At 32.2% G+C, this 21,378-nt stretch carries 28 protein-coding genes and 1 pseudogene; 19 read left to right on the top strand and 10 right to left on the bottom strand.

Translation table 11 applies throughout. From position 1 onward, the window contains the following. Positions 1-193: 193 nt before the first annotated feature. Positions 194-499, top strand: a complete 306-nt coding sequence (locus tag MHH98_RS13255) for an ABC transporter (RefSeq protein WP_340713073.1) — start codon at positions 194-196, stop codon at positions 497-499. A gap of 190 nt (positions 500-689) precedes the next feature. Further along, complete coding sequence (locus MHH98_RS13250) at positions 690-1,169, top strand: SMI1/KNR4 family protein (RefSeq protein WP_038185155.1); 480 nt, start codon at positions 690-692, stop codon at positions 1,167-1,169. A 411-nt stretch (positions 1,170-1,580) separates the two neighbouring features. Here MHH98_RS13250 and MHH98_RS13245 read toward each other — a convergent pair whose 3' ends face one another. Both MHH98_RS13245 and MHH98_RS13240 read right to left on the bottom strand, forming a co-directional pair. Beyond that, on the bottom strand, positions 1,581-2,009 hold the full coding sequence (locus MHH98_RS13245; RefSeq protein WP_038185147.1) for a hypothetical protein: 429 nt from the start codon (positions 2,007-2,009) through the stop codon (positions 1,581-1,583). A 1-nt stretch (position 2,010) separates the two neighbouring features. Beyond that, entirely contained in the window at positions 2,011-2,202 is a 192-nt protein-coding gene (locus tag MHH98_RS13240) for a helix-turn-helix transcriptional regulator (protein ID WP_038185145.1), read from the bottom strand. Between the two features lie 343 nt (positions 2,203-2,545). Between MHH98_RS13240 and MHH98_RS13235 the strand changes: the two genes are divergently transcribed. From MHH98_RS13235 to MHH98_RS13200, 8 genes are all read left to right on the top strand, one after another. Further along, positions 2,546-3,121 (top strand): DUF6434 domain-containing protein, encoded by a 576-nt coding sequence (locus MHH98_RS13235; RefSeq protein ID WP_038185144.1) that lies wholly within the window; start codon positions 2,546-2,548, stop codon positions 3,119-3,121. 525 nt (positions 3,122-3,646) lie between these two features. Next, positions 3,647-3,964, top strand: coding sequence for a PadR family transcriptional regulator (locus tag MHH98_RS13230; RefSeq protein WP_076066019.1), 318 nt, complete (start codon positions 3,647-3,649; stop codon positions 3,962-3,964). Beyond that, entirely contained in the window at positions 3,951-4,517 is a 567-nt protein-coding gene (locus tag MHH98_RS13225; protein WP_076066020.1) for a DUF2812 domain-containing protein, read from the top strand. The genes MHH98_RS13230 and MHH98_RS13225 overlap by 14 nt, the downstream gene beginning before the upstream one ends. A 285-nt stretch (positions 4,518-4,802) precedes the next feature. After that, positions 4,803-5,870: a DUF4085 family protein gene (locus MHH98_RS13220; RefSeq protein WP_038185133.1), complete on the top strand. Its 1,068-nt coding sequence runs from the start codon at positions 4,803-4,805 to the stop codon at positions 5,868-5,870. A gap of 292 nt (positions 5,871-6,162) precedes the next feature. Continuing rightward, entirely contained in the window at positions 6,163-6,519 is a 357-nt protein-coding gene (locus tag MHH98_RS13215; RefSeq protein WP_038185132.1) for a cupin domain-containing protein, read from the top strand. A gap of 101 nt (positions 6,520-6,620) precedes the next feature. Continuing rightward, the gene (locus MHH98_RS13210; protein ID WP_076066021.1) at positions 6,621-6,902 is read left to right on the top strand and encodes a hypothetical protein; all 282 of its coding nucleotides are present in this window, start codon (positions 6,621-6,623) and stop codon (positions 6,900-6,902) included. Positions 6,903-7,848: 946 nt separating this feature from the next. After that, the gene (locus tag MHH98_RS13205; protein WP_038185121.1) at positions 7,849-8,064 is read left to right on the top strand and encodes a helix-turn-helix transcriptional regulator; all 216 of its coding nucleotides are present in this window, start codon (positions 7,849-7,851) and stop codon (positions 8,062-8,064) included. After that, positions 8,057-8,449, top strand: a complete 393-nt coding sequence (locus tag MHH98_RS13200) for a hypothetical protein (RefSeq protein WP_210402675.1) — start codon at positions 8,057-8,059, stop codon at positions 8,447-8,449. The genes MHH98_RS13205 and MHH98_RS13200 overlap by 8 nt, the downstream gene beginning before the upstream one ends. Before the next feature lie 90 nt (positions 8,450-8,539). On the opposite strand, the gene MHH98_RS13195 is transcribed toward MHH98_RS13200, so the two are convergent. Both MHH98_RS13195 and MHH98_RS13190 read right to left on the bottom strand, forming a co-directional pair. Beyond that, on the bottom strand, positions 8,540-8,692 hold the full coding sequence (locus tag MHH98_RS13195; protein WP_340713069.1) for an H-type small acid-soluble spore protein: 153 nt from the start codon (positions 8,690-8,692) through the stop codon (positions 8,540-8,542). A 246-nt stretch (positions 8,693-8,938) separates the two neighbouring features. Further along, positions 8,939-9,157, bottom strand: coding sequence for a gamma-type small acid-soluble spore protein (locus MHH98_RS13190; protein WP_081730089.1), 219 nt, complete (start codon positions 9,155-9,157; stop codon positions 8,939-8,941). 308 nt (positions 9,158-9,465) lie between these two features. On the opposite strand from MHH98_RS13190, the gene MHH98_RS13185 reads away from it, so the two are divergent. The 7 genes and pseudogenes from MHH98_RS13185 to MHH98_RS13155 form a co-directional block, all read left to right on the top strand. Continuing rightward, positions 9,466-9,897, top strand: a complete 432-nt coding sequence (locus MHH98_RS13185; RefSeq protein ID WP_038185118.1) for an ester cyclase — start codon at positions 9,466-9,468, stop codon at positions 9,895-9,897. Between the two features lie 184 nt (positions 9,898-10,081). After that, entirely contained in the window at positions 10,082-10,267 is a 186-nt protein-coding gene (locus tag MHH98_RS13180) for a hypothetical protein (protein WP_038185115.1), read from the top strand. Between the two features lie 826 nt (positions 10,268-11,093). Next, a complete protein-coding gene (locus MHH98_RS13175; RefSeq protein WP_038185112.1) occupies positions 11,094-11,654 on the top strand; it encodes a hypothetical protein in 561 nt (186 codons plus the stop codon). 190 nt (positions 11,655-11,844) lie between these two features. After that, positions 11,845-12,810 (top strand): hypothetical protein, encoded by a 966-nt coding sequence (locus tag MHH98_RS13170; RefSeq protein WP_038185111.1) that lies wholly within the window; start codon positions 11,845-11,847, stop codon positions 12,808-12,810. Positions 12,811-13,161: 351 nt separating this feature from the next. Beyond that, the gene (locus tag MHH98_RS13165; RefSeq protein ID WP_340709152.1) at positions 13,162-13,575 is read left to right on the top strand and encodes a DUF3888 domain-containing protein; all 414 of its coding nucleotides are present in this window, start codon (positions 13,162-13,164) and stop codon (positions 13,573-13,575) included. A gap of 276 nt (positions 13,576-13,851) precedes the next feature. Beyond that, positions 13,852-14,331, top strand: coding sequence for an NUDIX domain-containing protein (locus tag MHH98_RS13160; RefSeq protein WP_340713068.1), 480 nt, complete (start codon positions 13,852-13,854; stop codon positions 14,329-14,331). 177 nt (positions 14,332-14,508) lie between these two features. Continuing rightward, a pseudogene (locus MHH98_RS13155) lies at positions 14,509-14,643 on the top strand (IS1595 family transposase); the annotation flags it as partial. A 27-nt stretch (positions 14,644-14,670) separates the two neighbouring features. Here the strand turns inward: MHH98_RS13155 and MHH98_RS13150 are convergent. Continuing rightward, a complete protein-coding gene (locus MHH98_RS13150; protein ID WP_340713066.1) occupies positions 14,671-15,285 on the bottom strand; it encodes a Type 1 glutamine amidotransferase-like domain-containing protein in 615 nt (204 codons plus the stop codon). Between the two features lie 275 nt (positions 15,286-15,560). Here MHH98_RS13150 and MHH98_RS13145 point away from each other — a divergent pair, with 275 nt between their 5' ends. Continuing rightward, entirely contained in the window at positions 15,561-16,205 is a 645-nt protein-coding gene (locus MHH98_RS13145; RefSeq protein ID WP_340709127.1) for an alpha/beta hydrolase, read from the top strand. Positions 16,206-16,425: 220 nt separating this feature from the next. After that, on the top strand, positions 16,426-16,860 hold the full coding sequence (locus MHH98_RS13140) for an NUDIX hydrolase (RefSeq protein WP_340713064.1): 435 nt from the start codon (positions 16,426-16,428) through the stop codon (positions 16,858-16,860). Between the two features lie 252 nt (positions 16,861-17,112). Here MHH98_RS13140 and MHH98_RS13135 read toward each other — a convergent pair whose 3' ends face one another. From MHH98_RS13135 to MHH98_RS13115, 5 genes are all read right to left on the bottom strand, one after another. Continuing rightward, positions 17,113-17,415, bottom strand: a complete 303-nt coding sequence (locus tag MHH98_RS13135; protein ID WP_340713062.1) for a YdeI/OmpD-associated family protein — start codon at positions 17,413-17,415, stop codon at positions 17,113-17,115. 46 nt (positions 17,416-17,461) lie between these two features. Then, positions 17,462-18,394: an alpha/beta fold hydrolase gene (locus MHH98_RS13130; protein WP_340713060.1), complete on the bottom strand. Its 933-nt coding sequence runs from the start codon at positions 18,392-18,394 to the stop codon at positions 17,462-17,464. A gap of 92 nt (positions 18,395-18,486) precedes the next feature. Beyond that, positions 18,487-19,416 carry a helix-turn-helix transcriptional regulator gene (locus MHH98_RS13125; RefSeq protein ID WP_076065488.1) on the bottom strand — a complete coding sequence of 310 codons (930 nt, stop codon included), beginning with the start codon at positions 19,414-19,416 and terminating at the stop codon, positions 18,487-18,489. A gap of 251 nt (positions 19,417-19,667) precedes the next feature. Next, positions 19,668-20,288 (bottom strand): hypothetical protein, encoded by a 621-nt coding sequence (locus MHH98_RS13120; protein WP_340713058.1) that lies wholly within the window; start codon positions 20,286-20,288, stop codon positions 19,668-19,670. A 518-nt stretch (positions 20,289-20,806) separates the two neighbouring features. After that, entirely contained in the window at positions 20,807-21,346 is a 540-nt protein-coding gene (locus MHH98_RS13115; RefSeq protein ID WP_038185086.1) for a PadR family transcriptional regulator, read from the bottom strand. Positions 21,347-21,378 lie beyond the last annotated feature (32 nt).

The raw sequence follows: 21,378 nt of genomic DNA, 5'->3' as shown, positions 1-21,378 counted from the left end.
CAAACCACGCTTTTGGTGCATTTTTTACTTCAACTAACGGGTGCTTTACTTGAAGATCATGGAGTTGCATAGGCAGCTCTTTTTTTTATTGAACTAACGATGTAGTTTAGTTGAAGAATAATTGATAATATATGTATAGCAAATTGAACATTGGGACGTGATTAAAACGGATAACAGATTATTGGCGGTATATGTGGAATGGGAAGAAAAATTAGACAAGGATGAGTGGTATTTTAGTAATTCTTTTGAATTAATTACAAAGGAAATGTCTTCTGACGAAGCATTTAACTATATTCCGATTGTCGTTGAGGTCTTATTGAAGTTAGATGATGACTTTTTGATATGGCAAACCCTTTATTTTTTAATTAAACTGTATGGTATTGCTGATACCACTGAAATACATCCTTTCCTTGATGAGAATATGTCTATTCTAACAAATCATATTAAGAAGTTTAAAGACCCCTATGCTACTCCATTTGCGGAGTTCAAAGGCATTTAAGGATTAAATAATAACTTTATTCTTATTGTGCTAACGAGGCAGTTTAGTTGAATAAGAAAAATATTACATATATAAAATCAGGAAATACATTGTTAAGATTGGATAGGTCAAGTATTCTATGGAAAGAAATTAGAAACGGGACGTTAATTAAAGAAGAAGTAAATATATCTAATTGTATGGAGGAGTCACGTTGGTTAATGAAGTAATTAAAAATGCTAAAGAAATGATTCAAAGGTCTGGAACATCCACTAGGATATCGACAGTTGGCGAAATAAATGACCTAAATGAAAAACTAGATATTAAACTACCAGAATGGTTGATAGAATTAATGACTACGGTAGAAGTGTGTGATAGTGAATTGATTGTTCCTCTAGATGAGGAAGATGAAGAAGCTCAATTACGAATACAATTCTTGAATCCACAGTGTATGATTGAAGAATGTTCATTATATGTTCCTGGATGTGCAGTACATAAAAACGGTTATATTTGTATTGGATTAGAAATAGGTATTGGAAATCCTTACGCAATAAATATACACGAAGGAAATAATCCTCCTGTCTATTTATTAAATCATGAATATGGTGAAGAGACTGAAATGATAATTGAAAATAAACTAACTGTTGTAAAAAAATTATCCGACCTTTTCCTAGTTGCGACTATAAAAAAGTAAAATTGTTGAATAGCCCTTTAAAATTTAATGTTTGTGAATAAATGTACTTAAACTAACGGGTGCTTTAGTATAAGATCTTAGAGCTGTTTATACAGCTCTTTTTTATTCAATTTAGGGTAGGATAGTTTAATTTGAAGTGATTAATATTAGATATTAAAGAAGAATAGAATGGAAAAGCGTGAAGAAGTAAAGGGATTGAGAATGGTTGTTAAATTATGTACAGCAAGCAGTATTGGAACTTACCAAACATCTTTGCAATATCCTCACGTAAACATTGTCCCATTACTGTACACTACCATATATAAAAGACAACAAAAAAAAGACCGCCCGTTATGGAGTGGTCTTTTTTTATAATATAAACTTTTAATCATTATTACATTTTTTGTATCACATACTTCATATATATAAAGTTTAAAGTTCCTGATTTTTTCGATAGGACTTACTAAGCGATATAGTATCCATTATTAACCACAATACACCAGCGATAAAAGCAACAGCTATACTTTCAAAAATCGAACTTTTAACTAGTATCATCATTACTGCAAATACTGTAGCAAAACCAATTGATCGAAAGATATTTCTCTTTTTCATTTGCATATATTCATCTTTTGAAAATACTTCCGAATATTCAATTCCAGATATAATATAACGCAAAACAATATAAATTAAAAAGAAAAATACTGGAATAGCGAGTAAAATCAAAGGCTTTATTTCTGTATTAAGATACAACGCTATCATAATAAAAGATAAAATGAGCTGAAACAAAGCACCTTCTACAATAAATCTTGAAGTTCGTTGTTGACGATATTCATCTTGCGCAAGTAAGTTGAAAATATTCATGTTATTCCTCCCAAAATAAATCATTTAGTGTTTTATTAAGTTTTTTGGCTATTGCAAGACAGAGTTGCAAACTAGGATTATAGGCATTTTTTTCAATCAAACCTATTGTTTGTCGAGTAACACCGACAGCCTCAGCTAATTGAGACTGAGTTAGCCCTTTTTCCATTCTAGCTAATTTAATTTTATTAACCATATATACCTCCTAACGATGTAATTTATATATTACATATGCAAGTTATACATTACATTAATTTGTTAAATACTTCAAGAACTTTTACGAATTTAATATTAATTTTTTATTAGATACCACAAATTTATTGCGGTTATTCTCCATTACCATCCCAACCAATTATCTAGATTTTGTCTTCTATAAACGGGTGCTTTAGCAAAAGATTAATGAGCTGTTCATACAGCTCATTTTTTCTTGTTCAACTAAAGATGCAGTTTAGTACAAGAAGAGTTAAAAAAAATATTAGCAAGGACATTTGGAAACCAATATTCTATAATGGGATTTAAATACAAAAGAGGTGAATGAAATGCGACCCATATTATCAAAGGATTTGAATGAAAAAGATTTCAGAAATTTTTACTGGTTAAAAGAAGAACTACAGGTTTTTTGTAGAGAAAATGGGTTAAGTACTTCAGGTTCAAAAGTTGAAATCACAGATAGAATTGTGTTCTTTCTTCAAACAGGAAAAATCGTTAAACCATCGAGAAAACAAAATTCTTACCAAAAGTCTTCCAAATCAAAGGAATTGAGCCTATATACAATTATTACAGAAGAGCATCGTTGTAGTCAGGCAGTAAGGGCATTCTTTAAATCACAAATTCCTAAATTTCATTTTTCCACACATATTCAAAACTATTTTAAAGAAAATGTAGGAAAGACATATCAAGAAGTAATTGCTGCCTGGTATGAAGAAGAGGGTCGTAAGAAAGACCCTTCATACATCACAACAATTAGTTCTCAATTTGAATATAATCAATTTACACGAGATTACTTTACTGATCCTGAAAACAAAGGGAAAAAGCGAGAAGATGCTATTGCTGCTTGGAAAGAGATAAAGAAGTTGCCAGGAGAAAATAAATACATATCGAAAAGTAATTCTTGATCCCTTCTTCTTCTTCAACTAAAGGGGCAGGTTAGTTCAAGAAGACTTTGTTAATGGGAAGGAGAGGACTAATTTATGTTATTTATGCTTTGGCTTGTCATACCATTATTAGGCGTTTTATGGTTTTTAAATTTTACTACTTTTTTGAAGAACCTAAAGAATGGAAAAAGCACTCATAACCAAAATGTTTTAGGAGCAGTCTTAACGTTTATTTTTATCTTTGCTCTAATGTACTGCTATGTTGGAACCCACTAAATAAAATTAAACTAACGGGGCAGGTTAGTTGAAGAGTGTTGTTTAACTTTAGTTCAACAATCGGGCCATTTAATTGAATAAGACTACACAAAAAGTCGCTTTCCCTTACGTAAGGAAAGCGACTTTTTAGATTGATTTCCCCCTTGTTATCAGGCTTTTTACTTTAAGTTCCTTTGACTAATTTTGAAAATGTTGTTGACTATTCAGTTGAACTGTATTACATTGGTGTTAAGTTGAACTATATAGTCAAACTGAATAGAGGGTGAGGATATGAAACATAAATTATTACCGTTGTCTGAAACCATGCATTATATTTTATTAGCTCTGCGTGAGCCACTCCATGGCTATGCCGTAATGCAGAAGATAGAAAAGATAAGTAATGGTACTGTTATTTTAGCAGCTGGTACATTATACGGTGCGATTGAAAACTTGAATAATCATGGTTGGATTGAACCTGTTGGAGAGTCAGGTCGAAGAAAAGTTTATATGATAACTGCGGAAGGAAGCGCCATTTTGAAAATGGAACAAAACAGGTTATTGCATATTTTATCCCTGTACGAAGGAAGTGAATCGAATGAAGAAATTTAAAATATTTTTTGATATCGAAAAAGAGGAGCAATGGCTGAACGAGCAATTACAAAAAGGCTATCGTTGTACAAATATTAGTGGATTAGGAATATACACTTTCAAAAAAACTGACAAGGGATATGTTATACGACTTGATTATCAAGATTATTTACCTAAGAAAAAGTTGGTTGAATACAAAGGGATATATGAGGATTTCGGTTGGAACTATATAAAGGGGCCCTGGCTTAGTGGAATACGGTATTGGCAAAAAGAAGATGATGATCAAAATGAAATCTTCTCGGATCGCCAATCAAAGGATAATCATTATAAAAAATTAATGAATTATTCATTTTGGATGGTTATGCTGTGTTTAGCTTATTCTTATATGTTTTACAAGGATTCGGGATTATATCATGAAGGTCTTTGGAGTATGAAAGGTTCATTATTTTGGAAGGCATTTTTATTTGAAACTCCGTTTGTCCTTTTGAAGTTGTCTTCCACACTTCTGTTTGTTTTTTTGGGTGTCAATTTCTATAAAACTTATCGAAAGTATTCAATATTAAAAGAAAAATAATGCGAGGAGGTTAATTATGAACTTTTTTTAATTCAAAGAAGTAATTGAGGATAATGTATCTACCACAATCGAGCGCGATTGTTGAATAAGCGTCCCTTTTCTTATTCAACTAACGGGGCTTTACTTCAATAAGGAGTAGAGCCTTTTTCTTCTTGAACTAACGGGGCAGGTTAGTTGAACAAGATTCTGAAGTTCAAGTCCTTAGAGTTTAGAAGAATAAACGGAAGTATCTATTATAATATTTATTCATTATTATTCGCTATACTACTAAAAAGGAGTGGAATGATGTTTTTCTTAACACGTGAACGACAGGAAGTATTCAACGCAGCACATACATATCCATTTGAGGAAGAGTTCGATGCTGAATTTGAAAATCATTTATATGAGCATTTAGCCGAGTATATAGATGTTTTACCACAAAAGTTTCAGTCGGGAATTATTGAACGAACTTTATTTCGAAATGATACTTTAATGGAAGTGTTTGAAGAATGGTGCAATGTGACAATTGAGCAGTTCACAACTAAGAGTAATGCTATTTATGAAAAGCGTGAAGCAATTGTTGAACGCTTTAATCCGTCTGCACAAACCGTTTTTTCACAATCATTTCATGATGGTAAAATTTTGAATGCTGAGCAACAAGGAAATAATTTTACGCTTCTATTAGATATGAGTGGAGGGTTTACAGTCGAGTCAATTGTGCAGTTAGTTTTTCATGATGCACAAACAGAAGGTAATCTTGAAGGCTATTACGTGTATGACGAACTAATAAAGATCAAAAGTAGATTTGCATTACGAGTTTTATCTAGTTTTGGTAGCCCTTATGCTGAATGGACGATTTTCTTTAAAGATGTGACAGCAAAATACTTGTATCGTCCTGCAGTTTATATTGAACCGGAAGAAGTCGCGACGTGGGATGATTATGTTATTGCGCTAAATCTAGATGACAATTACTATATTGTAAAAGATATGCACTTTGTAGAGATTGATTTGGCTAATCTTTCGCAAACGGATAATGGGATTTTTGCTGGAGGGGTATTACTTGGTGATACCTTTGAGGAGGCAAGAGAGCGAATTTATTGTGCTACTTATGAAGATCCATATGCTCATTTTAGTGAGCCTATTCCGACTGATGAGTTGTTATTTGCTATGTTTGATTTAGACCAAAATATACGAGTACGTGCCTTCAACACAATTTTTGCACTAGGAGAGGATGCTGCATATATCGTTAATGATGCGCTACGTAACGTCGATGTAAGCGCAGATGAAAATATGTATTTTGGCATTATAGCAAGCCATTTCGATCAATTCGGTTGTTTAGAGGATGATGTAAAACTGAAATGGCTTAGGGAATAAGAAGAGTGCTGTTCAAAACGTTCTCCAATTGAACAGCCTTTTTGTTTTTATTTAAGCTAGTATAGCTTGAGATTTATTTTATCGAAAATTTTTTATACCTGAAAAACATCTTTTCTTTTACTAGCCGAGCTAATAGATTATCCTACATTACTCCATTAAAGGGCGCAATTGTTGAATAAGCTTCACTTTTCTTCTTCAACTAATGGGGCAGGTTAGTTGAAGAAGAATTAAAGGACAATCGTTCAATGTGGTTGAATAAGTATTATATATACTAATTCATTGGGGGTACATAATGGAGTTTTATAAATTTAGTAAAGATAGTGGTAAGAGAATTTCAAAATTTGATTCGAATTTTATTATGTCTCGTATTATTCAAACAGATAAAGCAACTAATATAGGATGTATGCACTTAGACCAAAATGGTATTGTAGGGTTCCATCAAGCAGTAGTACCTCAACTTTTGGTAGTAATAACAGGAGAAGGGTATGTTCGTAATGATAGCGAAGAATATTTTAAAGTTCAGTCTGGAGATGCTGTATTTTGGGAAAAAGATGAATGGCATGAAACAAAATCAGATAAAGGATTAACTGCTATTGTAATTGAAAGTGTCGAGTTAAATCCTTCCTTATTTATGCCATTAAAGAAATAGATATTATTCAACTAACGGGGCAGGTTAGTTGAACAGTAATTGGAACTTTTATGGAATTTCAAAGTCATATATATAAATTGAACTAATAGGGGTGTACGTATATGAAACGATTCAGTATAAGCTCAATAGTCTTTATATTTTTAGGGCTTCTTTTCTTCACATTAAACTGGTTAATAGACGGTTATTTTGAACCTATTGTACTTACTGGAGTTATTTTTATAATACTAGGGACTGTATTTTGTTTTTTTGCTATCTCTAAAAGGGAAAAAGGAAGTGTAAAATATATATCACTTACTACTTTTTTCATTATATTATTTTTAGTTACTTGGTTTGAACCATTCCAAGTTCTCCGAATGATGACTTGGATTAAAAATATTATTTAACTAAAGGGTGCTTTACTTGAGGATCATTGATTGAAGAGTGTTGTATAACTTGTGTTCAACAATCGGGCCATTTAACGGAATAACTTATTAAGGGGTGGAAAGTTTGGGTAGAAGATATTATCAAGGTAAGTTTTTATTTCTCAAAATAGTAAGTACGCTGCTTATACTTTTATTTTTAATGATGCCATATTTCAGTTCGATTCCTCATAGTATAAGTTCATTTTTAATACCTATAACGATAATATTTTTTTTCGTAACAGATTACTTACTTGTTAAAAGAGCTTTGAAGGATAAGTGATTTAATGCATATTTATATTAAAGTGAAATGAAGTTTCCCCTCGCAATTGTTGAATAAGCTTCACTTTTCTTCTTCAACTAACGGGTGCTTTAGTTGAAGATCTTGGAGCTATTCAAACAGTTTTTTTCATTCAACTAAAGGGGAAGCCTTAGGGATAAAAGTGATTCATGTTGTGGAAACTATACATAGTGAATAATGAGTGAATGTCATTGTTCGCAAAATTACCAATTAACTATACTAAAACTATAGTGTTTAAAATCTGCTTAATCCCTTGATACAAAAGGGATTAGGCGCTTTTTTTGTTGTGATATATTGGAACTAAAGAAGGATTAACGCAAAAACGACTGAAAATCGAGCAAATTAGAAGGAATAAATGAATATAAAGCGGTTTTCGCTCGAGTTGAACCTGAATAAAGTGTAGATTTGTAAAAAAGCTTGATTTTATATTGGGGATTTTTGTTACTATCAATATTGAGATTGTGAAAGAATGTACTTAAACTAACGGGGCAGTTTAGTTGAATAAGAGTCAAGTTCTATAATCACAAGACAAAGAAGGTGTAAAAAACGTTTGACACTTCCTTTGTCTTATTTTATTATATAGGTGTAAAAGGTTTTTTACACCTTAGGGATATGGCGGTGGCATATAGAATGGAAAACAGAATTAAAGAATACAGAGAAAAAAACAGTTTTTCACAAGGGAAATTAGCAGAGTTATGTAATGTAAGTAGGCAGACGATTAACGCAATCGAGAACAACAAGTATGACCCAAGTTTACAGTTGGCATTTGATATAGCGAAGTATTTAGGAATCACTATGGAGGATTTATTTATACCATTGGAGAATGGAGGAAAAAAGAGTGGATAAATCAAAAAAAATCATCGTTGTTTTAACATTTACTTTATTTTGTACGCTTGCGGGGATCACTATATACAGATGGGTACGATTGGGAACTATAGATGGTGGGTTAATATTTTTTAGTTTTCTTGCCTTAGCATACTTTGTTAATTCTCTTACTTGGGGCAGCCACGAAGGTCCTAAAGAGAAGGACGAATTAGATAAGCATATTGAAACCCAAAGTGCTAAGATAGGTTACTTTGCATTAATGATATTGTCAGGTTTAATTCTGTTTATCTCTGAAGGAGCAACTAAATTTAATGATATTGAGAATTATCCTTTGCTTATTGTGGTCGGTCTTACATTTGTGACACTTCCGATTACAGAGTTTGTATATTCAAGGAAGTATAAATAATATAACCTACTAATAATGAAACTCCTGTTTGAACTAACGGGTGCTTTAGTAGAATATCTATGAGCTGTTCAGACAGCTCTTTTTTCTTCTTCAACTAACGGGGCAGGATAGGTCAACAAGGGGATGGATTGTAGCTGTTCCATTTTGTTTATCCACGTGCTCAATGTAGATACTTTCCTCATTATAGGTTACATTAGCCATAATTGGTGAAGAAGCAATTTCTTCTGCTCGTTGTGCGTTCATTTTATCCACCTCCTTTGGGTTTGCAACAGGTATAATATTTGTTCCAAATTACTTAAATATACTTGTTGTAAATAAAATACTTCCTAGAATCATTAACTATAAATATTGGCATAGGTATGTCTAAATCTGTCTCGATTAATTTGTTTACTGCACATATGAGGATAATGTTCAGCAGGTGAAAACAAAAAAACCGGCAGAAAAAAGGCTGCCGGTTTTGGATCAATCAAATTAATTTGTATTGTTTTATTAACTATTATTTGGATTATTACCAGAAGCTTGGTTTTTTTTAGCTTCTGCTTGTTGTATTTGTTGTCTGACTTGGTTAACATCAGTCTCAGTCCCGAATTCTTCGTTCATTGCATTCGGAGTTGCGAATTGACCTGAAGCTTGATTTTTGTTAGCTTCTGCTTGTTGTATTTGTTGTTTGATTTGGTTGACGTATTTGTTGTTGTTATTATTTGGCATGGATTTCACCTCCCGAATTTAGTCTGTTCAGAACATGTTTTATTATCCGTAGATTTTTACTGATTTGAAATTAGCTGTTTAAAGGTGTTTGAAAGAGATGTTTGGGAGTGTATGTTCGGTATTGATAAAAAAGTTTTGATAAGGTAACCCCAGAATACTAATTCTAATCATTTTTAAAAATCATTATTCACTATCGTAGGCGATTGGTCTATTTGAACAATCGCTTCTTGTACTAACGAAGCAGGTTAGTTTAATAAAATCGACTATGATATGATTAGCAAAGGGCTTATTCATAAGGGGGCTTTTTAATGAAACCAGAACAAATTGTTAGAGAATTTTTTGAAAAAGTACGTTCAGGTAATAATCCAGATTACTCAAATCAATTGATGGCAGAACAAGTACTGGCACATCAAATTGTATCTGAAGAAGAACAAATAGTGTTGAGGACACCTAAAGATTATGCTGAACACGTAAGAGAAATGATTGAAGCATATGGTGATTTTTTAATAGAAATTCAAGAATTATTAGTAGACGGAAATAAAGTATATGTACGTTGGAAACAAACAGGTACACACGTAGGAGAAATCGATGGATACAAACCCACAGGGCTTCCAGTAATAGAAATGGCAAGTGCGGTGTATAGAATAGAAAATGAAAAAATTTCAGAGTATTGGATTCAAATTGATAGATCAGGAATTCAAAAACAATTAGAGTGCAATAAAAATATCAAAGGTAGTTAATTAATTTTCAATGTACTAGAAAAAATAAAAGTGATATGCAATATTTGTTAATAAACTCTTATTAAACTAACGGGTGCTTTACTTGAAGATCATTGAGTTGCATATGCAGCTCTTTTTTCTTGTTGAACTAACGGGGCAGATTAGTGTAATTAGGTTTATATGGTAAACTTTGAGGGGTTGTTTTTTGAAAAATGATAAGAAAGTTCTTTATTTTTATATGATTTTGGTCTCAATCGGAACCATACTCATTGCTTTAGGTATAATAGGGTATCTTGTTAAGCTAAATGAACCTAAGGGATACTTAATGATATTTTTTGGATTTTTATTAACGATTAACTATATCAATTACATAGAAAAAAAGCTGGAATAAGTAAAAAAATCATTTGGATTAGAAATAGTGTGTATATGGTTTTAGTTTTTTCTTTATCATATTTCTATATTTCTTATATTTCTTATATTTCTAATCAATTTTTATTGAACTAATGGATGCTTAACTTTAATTTGCTAAAAGGGAGATTTTTTAATGAAAAAATTCTTTGAAAATCATTTAAGGAAAATAATATCTAGTGTAGTATACTTCGTACTTTTTTTTGTTATTTTTTATTGGGGAGAGCCTAATCTAATTAGAAATCTATTTATCACTTTATTTTTAACTGTAATTTTTATGTTTTTAACAAGTGTAATGAATGATAACAGACAAAAAAACGACATTTAATCACATTAATTTATTACCAAATTATGTTATATCCTTATTAACATAAGGAGGAATAATTGATGGAATTTTCGCAAAACATTTTAGTGAAATTGAGTTTGGTAGTTTCAATTGTCATGCTCTCATTCTTTAGTGTCTTTACTGGATCTACTAAAGCAGAAGAATTTGTGGGTTTTGAGTATTGTTTTCTGTTTAAACTTAGTTAGGATATTGAAAAAGATAAAAACGGATGAAAAAACTTCAATAAATACATTTTTGATGATAACATCATTTCTTTTAATCGTGTGGATTATTATAATCAGCGCTACATTTCAGTTTTAGCAAAGTATTACTTCAACTAACGGGTTCTTTACTTGAAGATTATTGAGTTGCATATGCAGCTCTTTTTTCTTTATTGAACAAACGGGGCAGTTTAGTGGAAGAAGGGTTTTGAATGTTAGATAGCGAAAACTTTTTTATGTAAGATAGTTAAAGGGGAATATTGATGGACAAATTGTTTAAAATCTCTAATAGAAATACACCTTCCATATATGATAGTAATACCATTTATAGCAGTTCAGAAGAATGTACTAAATGCGGAAGACATAAAACTGATATAAGTGTCTTAGGAGCCTATTTACCTACATTTAATAAAAATTTCGGATTAATAGAACCACTTGGAGGAATTATTGGTTCAAAGGAAGCCATTCAGTATCTTAGGGATAATAATTTACACGGATTTTCTATAGAAGAGGCTGTCGTAAGCTATAGAAGAAGAGGTTTTATAGAACCTTACTTTCGAATAAAACCAAACTATGAAATTGAATTAAACAGTGAAAAGGGTCCTGGTCCTGTTATTAAGTGTAATCAATGTAATGCGAAAGGCTGGAATGATAAAAAAGGAATTCACATAGTAAAAAATCTTCCTCCAGGGGATTTATTTGTAATACAAAGCACCTGGATTTTGCTTTGCTCGGAAAGGTTTATGAAGATTGCTAAGTCGGTCCCTGATAAATGCTATTTAACTTTTGAACAATGGGACTTTAATTTAGAGAAACCTTATTGAGCTAACGGGTACTTTAGTGAAAGATCGTTAAGTTGCTAGGCTGCTCTTTTTTCTTATTGTGCTAACGCAACTGGTTAGTTGAACAAGGATTTGCAATAAAGAGTAGAGAATAACTCAATAATAAAAAGACCTTTATAGGTATGTGAAGATGTAATAAAAATTTTTTTTGAACGGAACTTGAGGTGAAGATGTGTATATTTTAGATCAAACAAACGAATGGGATGTCAATTTACCTGAGTTCGATGTGCGAAATGACGAAGTTAAAAATCAACGGGAAATGCTTTTTGATTATTTTATTATGAAGGCCTCTTCTGTGAATATATTGGTATACCAAGGTTTAAATGAAGAGAAGATGATAAAGCAAATGAAGAAATTTATGAAAAATAAGCGAGTAAAAATAGGTCATCATGGTAAATGCTACAAGTTCTTTTTAGATGACGCAGCAAGAAGTTGGATTTTAGCAAATAGTATAAGTGAATGTACAAGCGTTATATATGATCAAAATGACATAGCGATTGCGGATTTTTATAGACATGTGTCGTTTTATGAAAAAGTGCCTTTGCCATGTAGTGTGTTGCCGGTGAAAGAGCTACCAATTCAACTTGAAATTTATATTCGTGAAAAAGATAGAGAGTGTGATGTAGATTTACAAGACCAGGCTAAATCGTATTATATTAGTACGGAATATGATTGTATCGAGAAACTTGCTTTTGAAACAATTGAAAACCTTTATTTTTATCCATTGTCTATCTATATTGAAACGCACGATGGAGAGCAGCATCAAATGCAAAAGGATTGGGCGAAGTATGCTGTAGAATATATAGACTCCGGGCAGCGTGTGTTTACCCTTTCTTCAAAAGGAATGTATCATGCGGAAGTCCCAGGCTTCTTTTTAACAGTAAAAAACACAGATGAATTAAAAGTTGTGTTCGAAGAGCTATTTTACTTAGCCTATCAAAACGATACATTCATCGTGTCTCAAAATAAGCTGGATATCCGAACTGGCCGTAATCGAATTTTCAAATCAGGTGATGAAATGGTTTTAACATTCGATCATGATGCACAAGGGATTATCCTATACACTTCACTAAATTTCGAAAAAGTAAAGAACTATTTTACAAGTTATATGATTACACACATACAACAAGAGAGTTAGGAAACTAACTCTCTTCTTAAATCCGGGCAAGAAAGCAGGAGGAATCACAAGGGTTATGGAATGAGATGAAAAAGAGATTCTTGAAATATCCTCAAATGGTGATAATAGTACCCATTATATACAGAATAACGAACCAGATATAGTAGTTAGTGCAAAAAAAGGCTGATTGACAAAATTTTAATACATTGTGAAAAATTGCACTTAAACTAACGGGTGCATTAACAAAAAGTTATTGAGCTGCATAGACAGCTCTTTTTTTTCTTATTCAATTAATGGGGGAGGTAAGTTGAATAAGAATAATTATGGATGTCAATGAACAAGATACCTATAAAATAAATAGTAGGTGTTTAAATGAAAAAAATGTTTACATTTATTATCTTTGTTATTTTAACTACAACATCGGCTATAGCGTTTGCTAACCTTCCTACAAATACAAAAGCTACAAGAGAAAATTTGTTAGAAGATGCGGTAATTGACCTTTTACGACCACAGATTGGAAAAGTGATAGAAAACAATTATGGAACAACCTTTGAAATTGGAACTTTCTGTGAAAGAATTATTGATATAAAAAAGCTGGACCATCCAGGGTCTTGGCTTTTTCAAACTAAGCTGGAATTTACAACATTTACAGGAGCTCATAACTCTTTAGATGTTTTTACTGTTACGTTAAAAAAAGATTGGGATTCAAATGATTGGATAATTAAGGAATACAAAGTGAGGAAGTTTGACCCCGAAAAAAATAATCAATGTAGAAGTCCAGCGTAAGAGTAACTTCCTTGTTCAACTAACAAAACAGTGCAGATAAAATGAAATCAAATAAGAAACTCGATCCATTAGCCATGGGTCGAGTTTTTTAGTTTAAATTTATTTAAGGCTGTTTTCTCAAGGATTTGTGTTGTTCAACTAACACTAACGGGGCAGGTTAGTTGAATAACAACAAATAAAGGATTTAATTATTTAACGTTGAATTATATAAATTAATCAAGTGCACTTTCATCGATGTAATGTAACTTATTGAAATTAAATATAGGGGGTTTTTAAATGCAGTATCATATCAGAGTACGAGCAGGTGCAATTATCATAGAAAATAATAATATATTATTAACAGTATATAATGACCCGATAAGAGGTGTCGTCTATGATTTACCTGCTGGCGGAACAGAACCAAATGAATCTATTACTGATGCAGTTAAAAGAGAAGCCAAAGAAGAAGCATGTATAGATGTAGAAGTAGGTCCTTTAGCCTTTGTTTATGAATATACACCACATCTTAATCTTGAAAAGTTTGGGAAAATACATACATTAGTTATGATGTTTGAATGCAAAATAATAAATCACACGACTCCAAAATTTCCAGAAAATCCAGATTCGAATCAAATATATGTTAAATGGCTACCTATATCAGAGTTACAAAATGTTGAAATCTATGCTAATATTGGTTCTTATTTACAGAGTTATACCACTAACGGTAGAAACATTGACTTAATCGAAGAACATAAACTAAATCAAGCTGTTAGGTGAAATTTTGACGAATTAATCCCTTACTTCCTCAACTAACGGGTGCTTTACTTGAAGATCATTGAGTTGCATATGCAACTCTTTTTTTCTTTATTGAACTAACGGGGCAGGTTAGTTGAAGAGCGTTGTTTAACTTGTGTCCAACAATTAGGCCAGATTGTGGAGCTATTCCTTTTATAGGACAACTACCTCTATTGGTTCCTTTGGCTCGAATTAGGCAAGAATTTAGCATTTGATAAAAGAGTAGAGCAAATGCTTATTACAGCGTGTCAAAAGTCGAACTATACAACGGTTGAGATGTTGCGAAGTGCATAAAGAGACCTAAAAATAGAGGTCAATAAATTACTTTTCTACTGTGATATATTCGTCATCTTTAAGTCTCGTAATTTCACAATTTTCACGGGTTTCAAATTCTTTCAGTCTATCTTCAATTGTCTTGCTTGTACTATCCTTGAACAAATCTTCTCTGTCGTAGTGAGGGAAAACAAGTTGGTCTGTTAATCCTAATGCTGAAAAATCTTTAGTATTTAGTGTATCCATTTGCGGAGTAAAGGAATGAACGACTTTGATGTTGGGACCAAGTAGAACAGCACCAGCACTAACACCTACAATAACTACATTTTTTGAAACTAACTGTCTTAGGATTTTATCTGCACCACTCTGTTTAGTATGAAAAAGCAAGTTAAATGGATTTCCACCGTTAATGTATATGACATCTTTCTGTGTAAGACTTTCTGGATTATCAAATTCCAAGTCAATGAAATCAATGTTTTGGAACCCCATCTCCCTAAAATCTTCTTTTGCCTTTTGTGCATACCTATTATTCTCCTTGTGTGGTGAAGCAGTTGTGATAATAGCGACCTTCATTTCGTTAACTTCACCATCAATGAGTATTAAAAATTGGTTTTTAATAGCGTCAGTATAAAAACCATTAGAAGTTAATAATAATTTCAACATAATCAGCCCCGTTCTCTTCTCTACTTTGTTTTTGATATCCTTATTTTAACAAAAAATTAAAGGAGTCAGAAATTTTAATTTAAAAACAACAATCTATGAGAAAACAGCCTTCTTATTTAACTAACGGGGCAGGTTAGTTGAACAGTGTTGTTTAACTTGTGATAAAAAATCGGGCCAGATTGTTGAAGAAAAAAGGAAATTAGATGGCCTACGTTGAAAGTTTAAGTTATGCAAATAACGAGCAAATACATATTTGGGAAACAGGGGGGATTTTAATGTTTAATGTTAAAACGCGGACAGTTAAAGGGTATAAGGAGTTAGATATTCCTTTTACAATACTGAGCAGAAATGAAGATTCTAAGAACTTAGCAATAATACTACCAGGTGAGGGATATACCACGCAGGGACCTCTTCTTCATTACTCAACAGGGGTATTTTTACATAAAGCGTATGATGTTTTGCAAGTTAATTATCAATACAAAAACAAAGTCTATGATGATTTTACTATTGAAGAAATAAGTGAAGCAATAAAATTGGATGTAAAGACTGTTTTTGATGATGTTTTAACCAACAAAACATATGAAAATTTCTATCTGATCGGAAAATCACTTGGGACAATTGCTATGAGTTATGAATTGAACAGAGAATGCTTTAAGAATGCAAAAGCAATTTGGTTGACTCCTTTAATACAAAGGGAAGATGTTTTGGGTGCGATGGTAAGAAGTAAGAATAAAGGTTTGTGCATAATTGGAGATAAAGATAGTTTTTACACCGAGGAAAGATATTCTAAAGTCATAGAAAATCCAAATATCACCTCAAAGTTAATTCTAAATGTTAATCATAGTTTGGAATATGACGGAAACGCCGTGGAATCAATTGATGTATTGAAAAGTGTAATAGCTGAGATTGAACAATTCTAGGAAGTGTGGTTTTTTACGTTTTTCTGTAATCGGCGATATCCTTGAACAAGGATAAGCGTCTCTTTTTTCTTCTTCAACTATCGGGTGCTTTACTTGAAGATCATTGAGTTGCATAGGCAGCTCTTTTTTCTTATTGAACTAACGGAGCAGTTTAGTTTAAGAAGATTTAATTATGCAGAATGTTATTTTGTGGTAGGTAATATTAAAGGGGGGGAATCATGTGTATCCAAGGGCAAATACTTTAGGGATAATAATACACAATAATAAAATTCTTTTAGAAGTACAAGGGGGAAAGCATTCAAAGGGAACAGGTACATATTATCGACCAATAGGTGGGACAATTGAACTTGGTGAGAAATCTAGTGAAACTATTATAAGAGAATACAATGAAGAAATAGCAGTGGGTATAGAGATTAAACGTTATATTTCCTGCTTAGAAAACATCTTTAGAATAGACGGAAATATAGGGCACGAAATAACTCAGATTTACTTGGTGGAATTTATAGACCAAACTCTATACCAAAAAGAAAGTTTTAAAGTTGTAGAAGGGAGTAAAACTACATTCGCGAAATGGATATCCTTAGAAGATTTTATTGATGGGAAGAAAATACTTTATCCCAATGGTCTGGTAGAATTATTACAGAAAAACATTTAACTTTCTTATTGAACTAACGGGTGCTTTAATTGAAGATTCGCAACCAGAAATAATCAATCTTTATTATAAAAACCAATCTAGATAAATAAAGAACCAACTGTTTTGATCAAACTTTGTTTCAAAACAGTTGGTTTCTTTCTGTATAAAATCAGCGTTTGCAACTTACTTTTAATCGAACTTTATTCAAAAGCTACATATTCTTCTCTCTAAACAATCCAGGTATATATAAATTAATGCTGTTGATTGATAAAACTACGGTCTTAACATGTCTCCCTCTTTCCATGAATCGATTAATCGATTCAATCTTCTTAGCCTAGTTTCTTCTTTTTTGGCACTCATTACCCACCAAATAGAATCTCTTTTGTAAGAAGATGGAAGCTTATTAAAGAATTTCCAAGAATTTTGATTTTTTTTAATTTCATCCTCATATTCTTTTATTAAAGTAACGTTCCTATTAGCGGAAGAATAACCTGTTTGATCATTTCTTTGATTAAAAATAGTCAATCCTTCAGGCTTCATTTGATTAAGTTCTATTAATTTATGCACCTTTTGCACGTTAACTTTACTCCAGAGGCTTGATTAATAAAAAATAAAGCTTCACTCATTTTATCAGCCATTTTAAAATCATTTGATTAAGCTCTTCAGGTCTTTCTTCTTGAATCCAATGACCAGTGTCCAAACTCTTAACGTCTATATTAGGTACAAAATCTTTTATATTTTGAAGTGGCGGAATAATATCTTTCTCGCCATATACCATCAATGTTGGCTGATGAATAATAGGAGAGACGTCACCTAATAAATACCAATTACGATTTAGATTTCTGTACCAATTGATGCTTGGAGTGAAACCTGTCTTATTGAACCCTGAGATATAAACAGAAAGATCTTCATCACTCATAACAGGTTCACCTAATGGCTTGGTTGCTTTAGCTAGATTAATCATTTCCATTCCTTTACCAGGAACTTGTGATGGAGCATTCTTTCGGTATAAGTTATTAAGAAATTGTGATGAATTTTCATCTAGTATAGCATCTGCAACACCTGGTTGTTTGTTAAAGTGAACAAAATAGTAATCGTCTCCAAAAACTTCTTCCATAAAATCAATCCAAGGTTTCTCTCCACGAACTTGATAGGGCAAGCATAAGTTAATCATTTTACGAACACGTTCTGGGTGCAGCAAAGCAATGCTCCAAACAACACTTGCACCCCAATCATGCCCCATAAAAATGGCATCTTTGTACTGATAGTGATCCAATAGAGCAACAAGATCACCGGTTAAATGTTTAATATCATATTTTGTAACTTCTTTGGGACAAGAAGATTCTCCATATCCCCGTTGATTGGGAATAATAACGTGATAACCTGCTTCTACAAGAGGAGTCACTTGATGTCTCCAAGAATAGGCATGTTCTGGCCATCCGTGGCAGAGAACGATAGGTCGCCCCCAATTTTTTTGTCCAGCTTCAAAAACTTCTAGTTTCACACCGTTAACTGAGATAAGTGTTGGTGTTGGAAATTCATAATTGTTTGTCATTTAACGTTCCTCCTAATTAAAATAAATGTGTCTTACAACAACAATATTATCACGGTGATTTGACAACAGTCTGTCAACTTTGAGAAACGCAATTAACGATATTTTTCAGCCATCAATCTGAGTTTTGAAGCAATTGCTTCACGCATTTCTTTTGGAGCTAAGACCTCTACATGCTCTCCAAAACTAAATATGAGAGAGAACAACCATTCTTTTTCGGGGAGTGTAGCTTTAACAAGAAGTTCACCTGTTTCTAACACCGAAATATCTTCTTTATTAAAAATATCCTCCACACGAGACTGCATTATAGAGGAAATTTTTAAGACAATTGTTGTCATTATTGTTTGCTCATTTAATAATGTCCTAATCTCATGATACGATTTTTCTCGACGTTCAAATGATTGAGTTTCGATATAACAATCACTTATACGGGAAACTTTAAATATTCTGAAATCCTCTTTTGAAAGACAATAAGCAAATAAGTACCAAGTATAATTTTTAAATATGAGTGACATAGGTTCAACTCGTCTTTTACTGACAATATTATTATAATTTCTGTAGTCAATCATCAGTATATCAGTCTGTGTAATAGATTTTCTTAGCGTTTTAACTAATGACTTTTGTTCTAGAGATTCTCCAAAAGGATGTAAATCAATGATGATTTGTTCCATATGCAGCTTTAGTTCATCTGCCTTGTTTTTAGGAATGATATTTTCTAACTTTTCTATGGATGATTCTAGCTCAATGTCGTCAACCGTGGAATTAATATCTTTGAGAACAGAAAGAAGGGAGGACAGATTATTAAGAGTCAGTACTTGATGATTTAATTTATAATTTTCATAAATGCTGAATCCACCATTGTTTCCAGAGTGGGAAATGATAGGAATTCCGGCTAGATTGATTGTTTCAATATCTCGGTAAATAGTCCGAACCGACACTTCAAATTTTTGAGCCAATTCATTGGCTGTTACACGATTTCTATTAAGTAACATCACAATAATGGTTAACATACGTTCTATTTTCATTTTGTTCTCCTTAGATAAGGTTTCTTTTCATTCTACACTACACAATATGATGATACATTAAAAAAACTTTTCAAAAGAACTAATCTTTCATATACAAAAATATTATTCAAGTCTTGTATGCTTAGAGGTTCTTTTTTTACGTAACAAGTATGATAAAAGAATACTCAATACTTTTGATTGAGAAATTAAATCATGATATACTTTAAGTGCGAAACGTTATGAAATTTAGCAAGACAACACGAAAGCCAGTCCTACAGCGAATAGGACTGGCTTTTTTTTCGTTTGTTCGAAGCCAAACGCGTGTTCAATACATGCGTCACACCATATAGTTCACCTTTTCCATTATGATTAATTGCAAAGTCTAAATCATTGATAATTTGCTTCATGTATTCGAATGCAATACGCGTATTTTCATCAGTAGGTGCCCATTGATTAACTAAATCTGTTGATTCCATTGCTTCACCATTAGGATCTAAATGTACCGTACGGGCAGCTTGCTTATTAGATTTATAACTTGTTAAAAGGAACAAATTTATATAATCTTTTTCCAATTCTTTATTTCCTTTAATTAAATGGATTGGTGCTTCTTCATTGACTACTAGTGACTTCAAGTAATACTCGAAACCTTCATCGTTACTCGCTTTTTTCAATTTTGGGTCGTTCATCGGTTCGGAAAGTAATACGTTCATCTTTGAAACCCATTCTCCGATTTCAGCATTATAAATTTGGGATTCAGATGCTTCTACAATGTTGCTATTTGTTGAGTCATCTTTGTCGCTTGAATATTTAAGAGCCCCATATTCACGAACTCCAAGTGTGGCAATAAGTATAACGGCAATAGCAGCAGGACCGAATAAGATTTTTCTTTTCATTCTCAACACTACTTTCCCTAATAAAATTAGTATAACCAATAAGAGGGGCTCTTACAAAAAAACGGGAAAGGGATGGAGAAGTAATTGTAATTGAATGATTTAATTGTATTTTCTAAATAAAGATAAATTTGATTAGTAATGATATTACAACTCTTATTCAACTAACGGGTGCTTTACTTGAAGATCATTGAGTTGCATATGCAGCTCTTTTTTTCTTTATTGAAATAACGGGGCAGTTTAGTTGAAGAGTGTTTAAACTTGTTGTTCAACAATCGGACCATATTGTTGAATAAGACCCACTATTTTATAGCAACAATCGTTGAGAAAACAGCCTATTTAAATAATCAATTTGTTGAAGTAAATGAAGTAATTTGTAGTACAAAAAAGGATAGATGGAGCAATTCCTATTATGCTCCTCTATCCCTTATTTTTATACTATATAATGTCTGACATCAGAGTTGGTATTTTGCTTTGATCTTCGCTTATTAGATTGATAAAGATAATTATGAAAAATGCCGTTATTCTTTAATGTCCTTCAATTTCCTAATAAGCTTTTCTAACCATTGAATTTCATTCGCAATGTTTTCTGAATAATATGATTGGATAAAATACGCGTTTTCTTTCATTGAATCATCTAATTGGATTTGGTTGTAAATTGCCTGTAATTGTTCTTGCTTCCCTTGTAAAGATTCTAGCTTTTTCTCTAAAATCGGGATAACTAGAGCATTTTCTACATGTCGTAAAAACATGATGCCTACAACCATTTCCCGAATATTATTCGCCTTTTTAAATAGCTCATAAATCTTGTTCGGCAGCTGTTCACGGCCCTTGACAGTGATCGCAAAAACTTGCTTGTCTGGACGATTTTCTTCCTTAATAATCTCACCTGGTTCGACTAGTCCTTGTTTTGTCAGTGACTCAAAATGGTAATAGAGCTTACTTTCAGTTAAGTTGCCCATTTTATCGAATGGAATAGGATTTGATAATTCCTTTTTCAACTTATAAGGATAATTTTCTCCTTCTAATAACTTACTTAAAATATATATTTGGATTGACATGAGGCACCTCCTCCTTTACTGTACCGAACAAA

Source organism: Viridibacillus sp. FSL H8-0110, assembly GCF_038003565.1.
Taxonomy (GTDB): domain Bacteria; phylum Bacillota; class Bacilli; order Bacillales_A; family Planococcaceae; genus Viridibacillus; species Viridibacillus arenosi.
The sequence above is the reverse complement of the archived record's forward strand: the minus strand, read 5'-3'. Positions and strand labels throughout refer to the sequence as shown.

Excerpts from the sequence above, each read along its gene's own strand:
- MHH98_RS13245 (WP_038185147.1), bottom strand. The coding sequence starts at position 2,009 with ATGAATATTTTCAACTTACTTGCGCAAGATGAATATCGTCAACAACGA.
- MHH98_RS13240 (WP_038185145.1), bottom strand. The coding sequence starts at position 2,202 with ATGGTTAATAAAATTAAATTAGCTAGAATGGAAAAAGGGCTAACTCAG.
- MHH98_RS13235 (WP_038185144.1), top strand. The coding sequence starts at position 2,546 with ATGCGACCCATATTATCAAAGGATTTGAATGAAAAAGATTTCAGAAAT.
- MHH98_RS13230 (WP_076066019.1), top strand. The coding sequence starts at position 3,647 with ATGAAACATAAATTATTACCGTTGTCTGAAACCATGCATTATATTTTA.
- MHH98_RS13225 (WP_076066020.1), top strand. The coding sequence starts at position 3,951 with ATGAAGAAATTTAAAATATTTTTTGATATCGAAAAAGAGGAGCAATGG.
- MHH98_RS13220 (WP_038185133.1), top strand. The coding sequence starts at position 4,803 with ATGTTTTTCTTAACACGTGAACGACAGGAAGTATTCAACGCAGCACAT.
- MHH98_RS13215 (WP_038185132.1), top strand. The coding sequence starts at position 6,163 with ATGGAGTTTTATAAATTTAGTAAAGATAGTGGTAAGAGAATTTCAAAA.
- MHH98_RS13210 (WP_076066021.1), top strand. The coding sequence starts at position 6,621 with ATGAAACGATTCAGTATAAGCTCAATAGTCTTTATATTTTTAGGGCTT.
- MHH98_RS13205 (WP_038185121.1), top strand. The coding sequence starts at position 7,849 with ATGGAAAACAGAATTAAAGAATACAGAGAAAAAAACAGTTTTTCACAA.
- MHH98_RS13195 (WP_340713069.1), bottom strand. The coding sequence starts at position 8,692 with ATGAACGCACAACGAGCAGAAGAAATTGCTTCTTCACCAATTATGGCT.
- MHH98_RS13190 (WP_081730089.1), bottom strand. The coding sequence starts at position 9,157 with ATGCCAAATAATAACAACAACAAATACGTCAACCAAATCAAACAACAA.
- MHH98_RS13185 (WP_038185118.1), top strand. The coding sequence starts at position 9,466 with ATGAAACCAGAACAAATTGTTAGAGAATTTTTTGAAAAAGTACGTTCA.
- MHH98_RS13175 (WP_038185112.1), top strand. The coding sequence starts at position 11,094 with ATGGACAAATTGTTTAAAATCTCTAATAGAAATACACCTTCCATATAT.
- MHH98_RS13165 (WP_340709152.1), top strand. The coding sequence starts at position 13,162 with ATGAAAAAAATGTTTACATTTATTATCTTTGTTATTTTAACTACAACA.
- MHH98_RS13160 (WP_340713068.1), top strand. The coding sequence starts at position 13,852 with ATGCAGTATCATATCAGAGTACGAGCAGGTGCAATTATCATAGAAAAT.
- MHH98_RS13150 (WP_340713066.1), bottom strand. The coding sequence starts at position 15,285 with ATGTTGAAATTATTATTAACTTCTAATGGTTTTTATACTGACGCTATT.
- MHH98_RS13145 (WP_340709127.1), top strand. The coding sequence starts at position 15,561 with ATGTTTAATGTTAAAACGCGGACAGTTAAAGGGTATAAGGAGTTAGAT.
- MHH98_RS13130 (WP_340713060.1), bottom strand. The coding sequence starts at position 18,394 with ATGACAAACAATTATGAATTTCCAACACCAACACTTATCTCAGTTAAC.
- MHH98_RS13125 (WP_076065488.1), bottom strand. The coding sequence starts at position 19,416 with ATGAAAATAGAACGTATGTTAACCATTATTGTGATGTTACTTAATAGA.
- MHH98_RS13120 (WP_340713058.1), bottom strand. The coding sequence starts at position 20,288 with ATGAAAAGAAAAATCTTATTCGGTCCTGCTGCTATTGCCGTTATACTT.
- MHH98_RS13115 (WP_038185086.1), bottom strand. The coding sequence starts at position 21,346 with ATGTCAATCCAAATATATATTTTAAGTAAGTTATTAGAAGGAGAAAAT.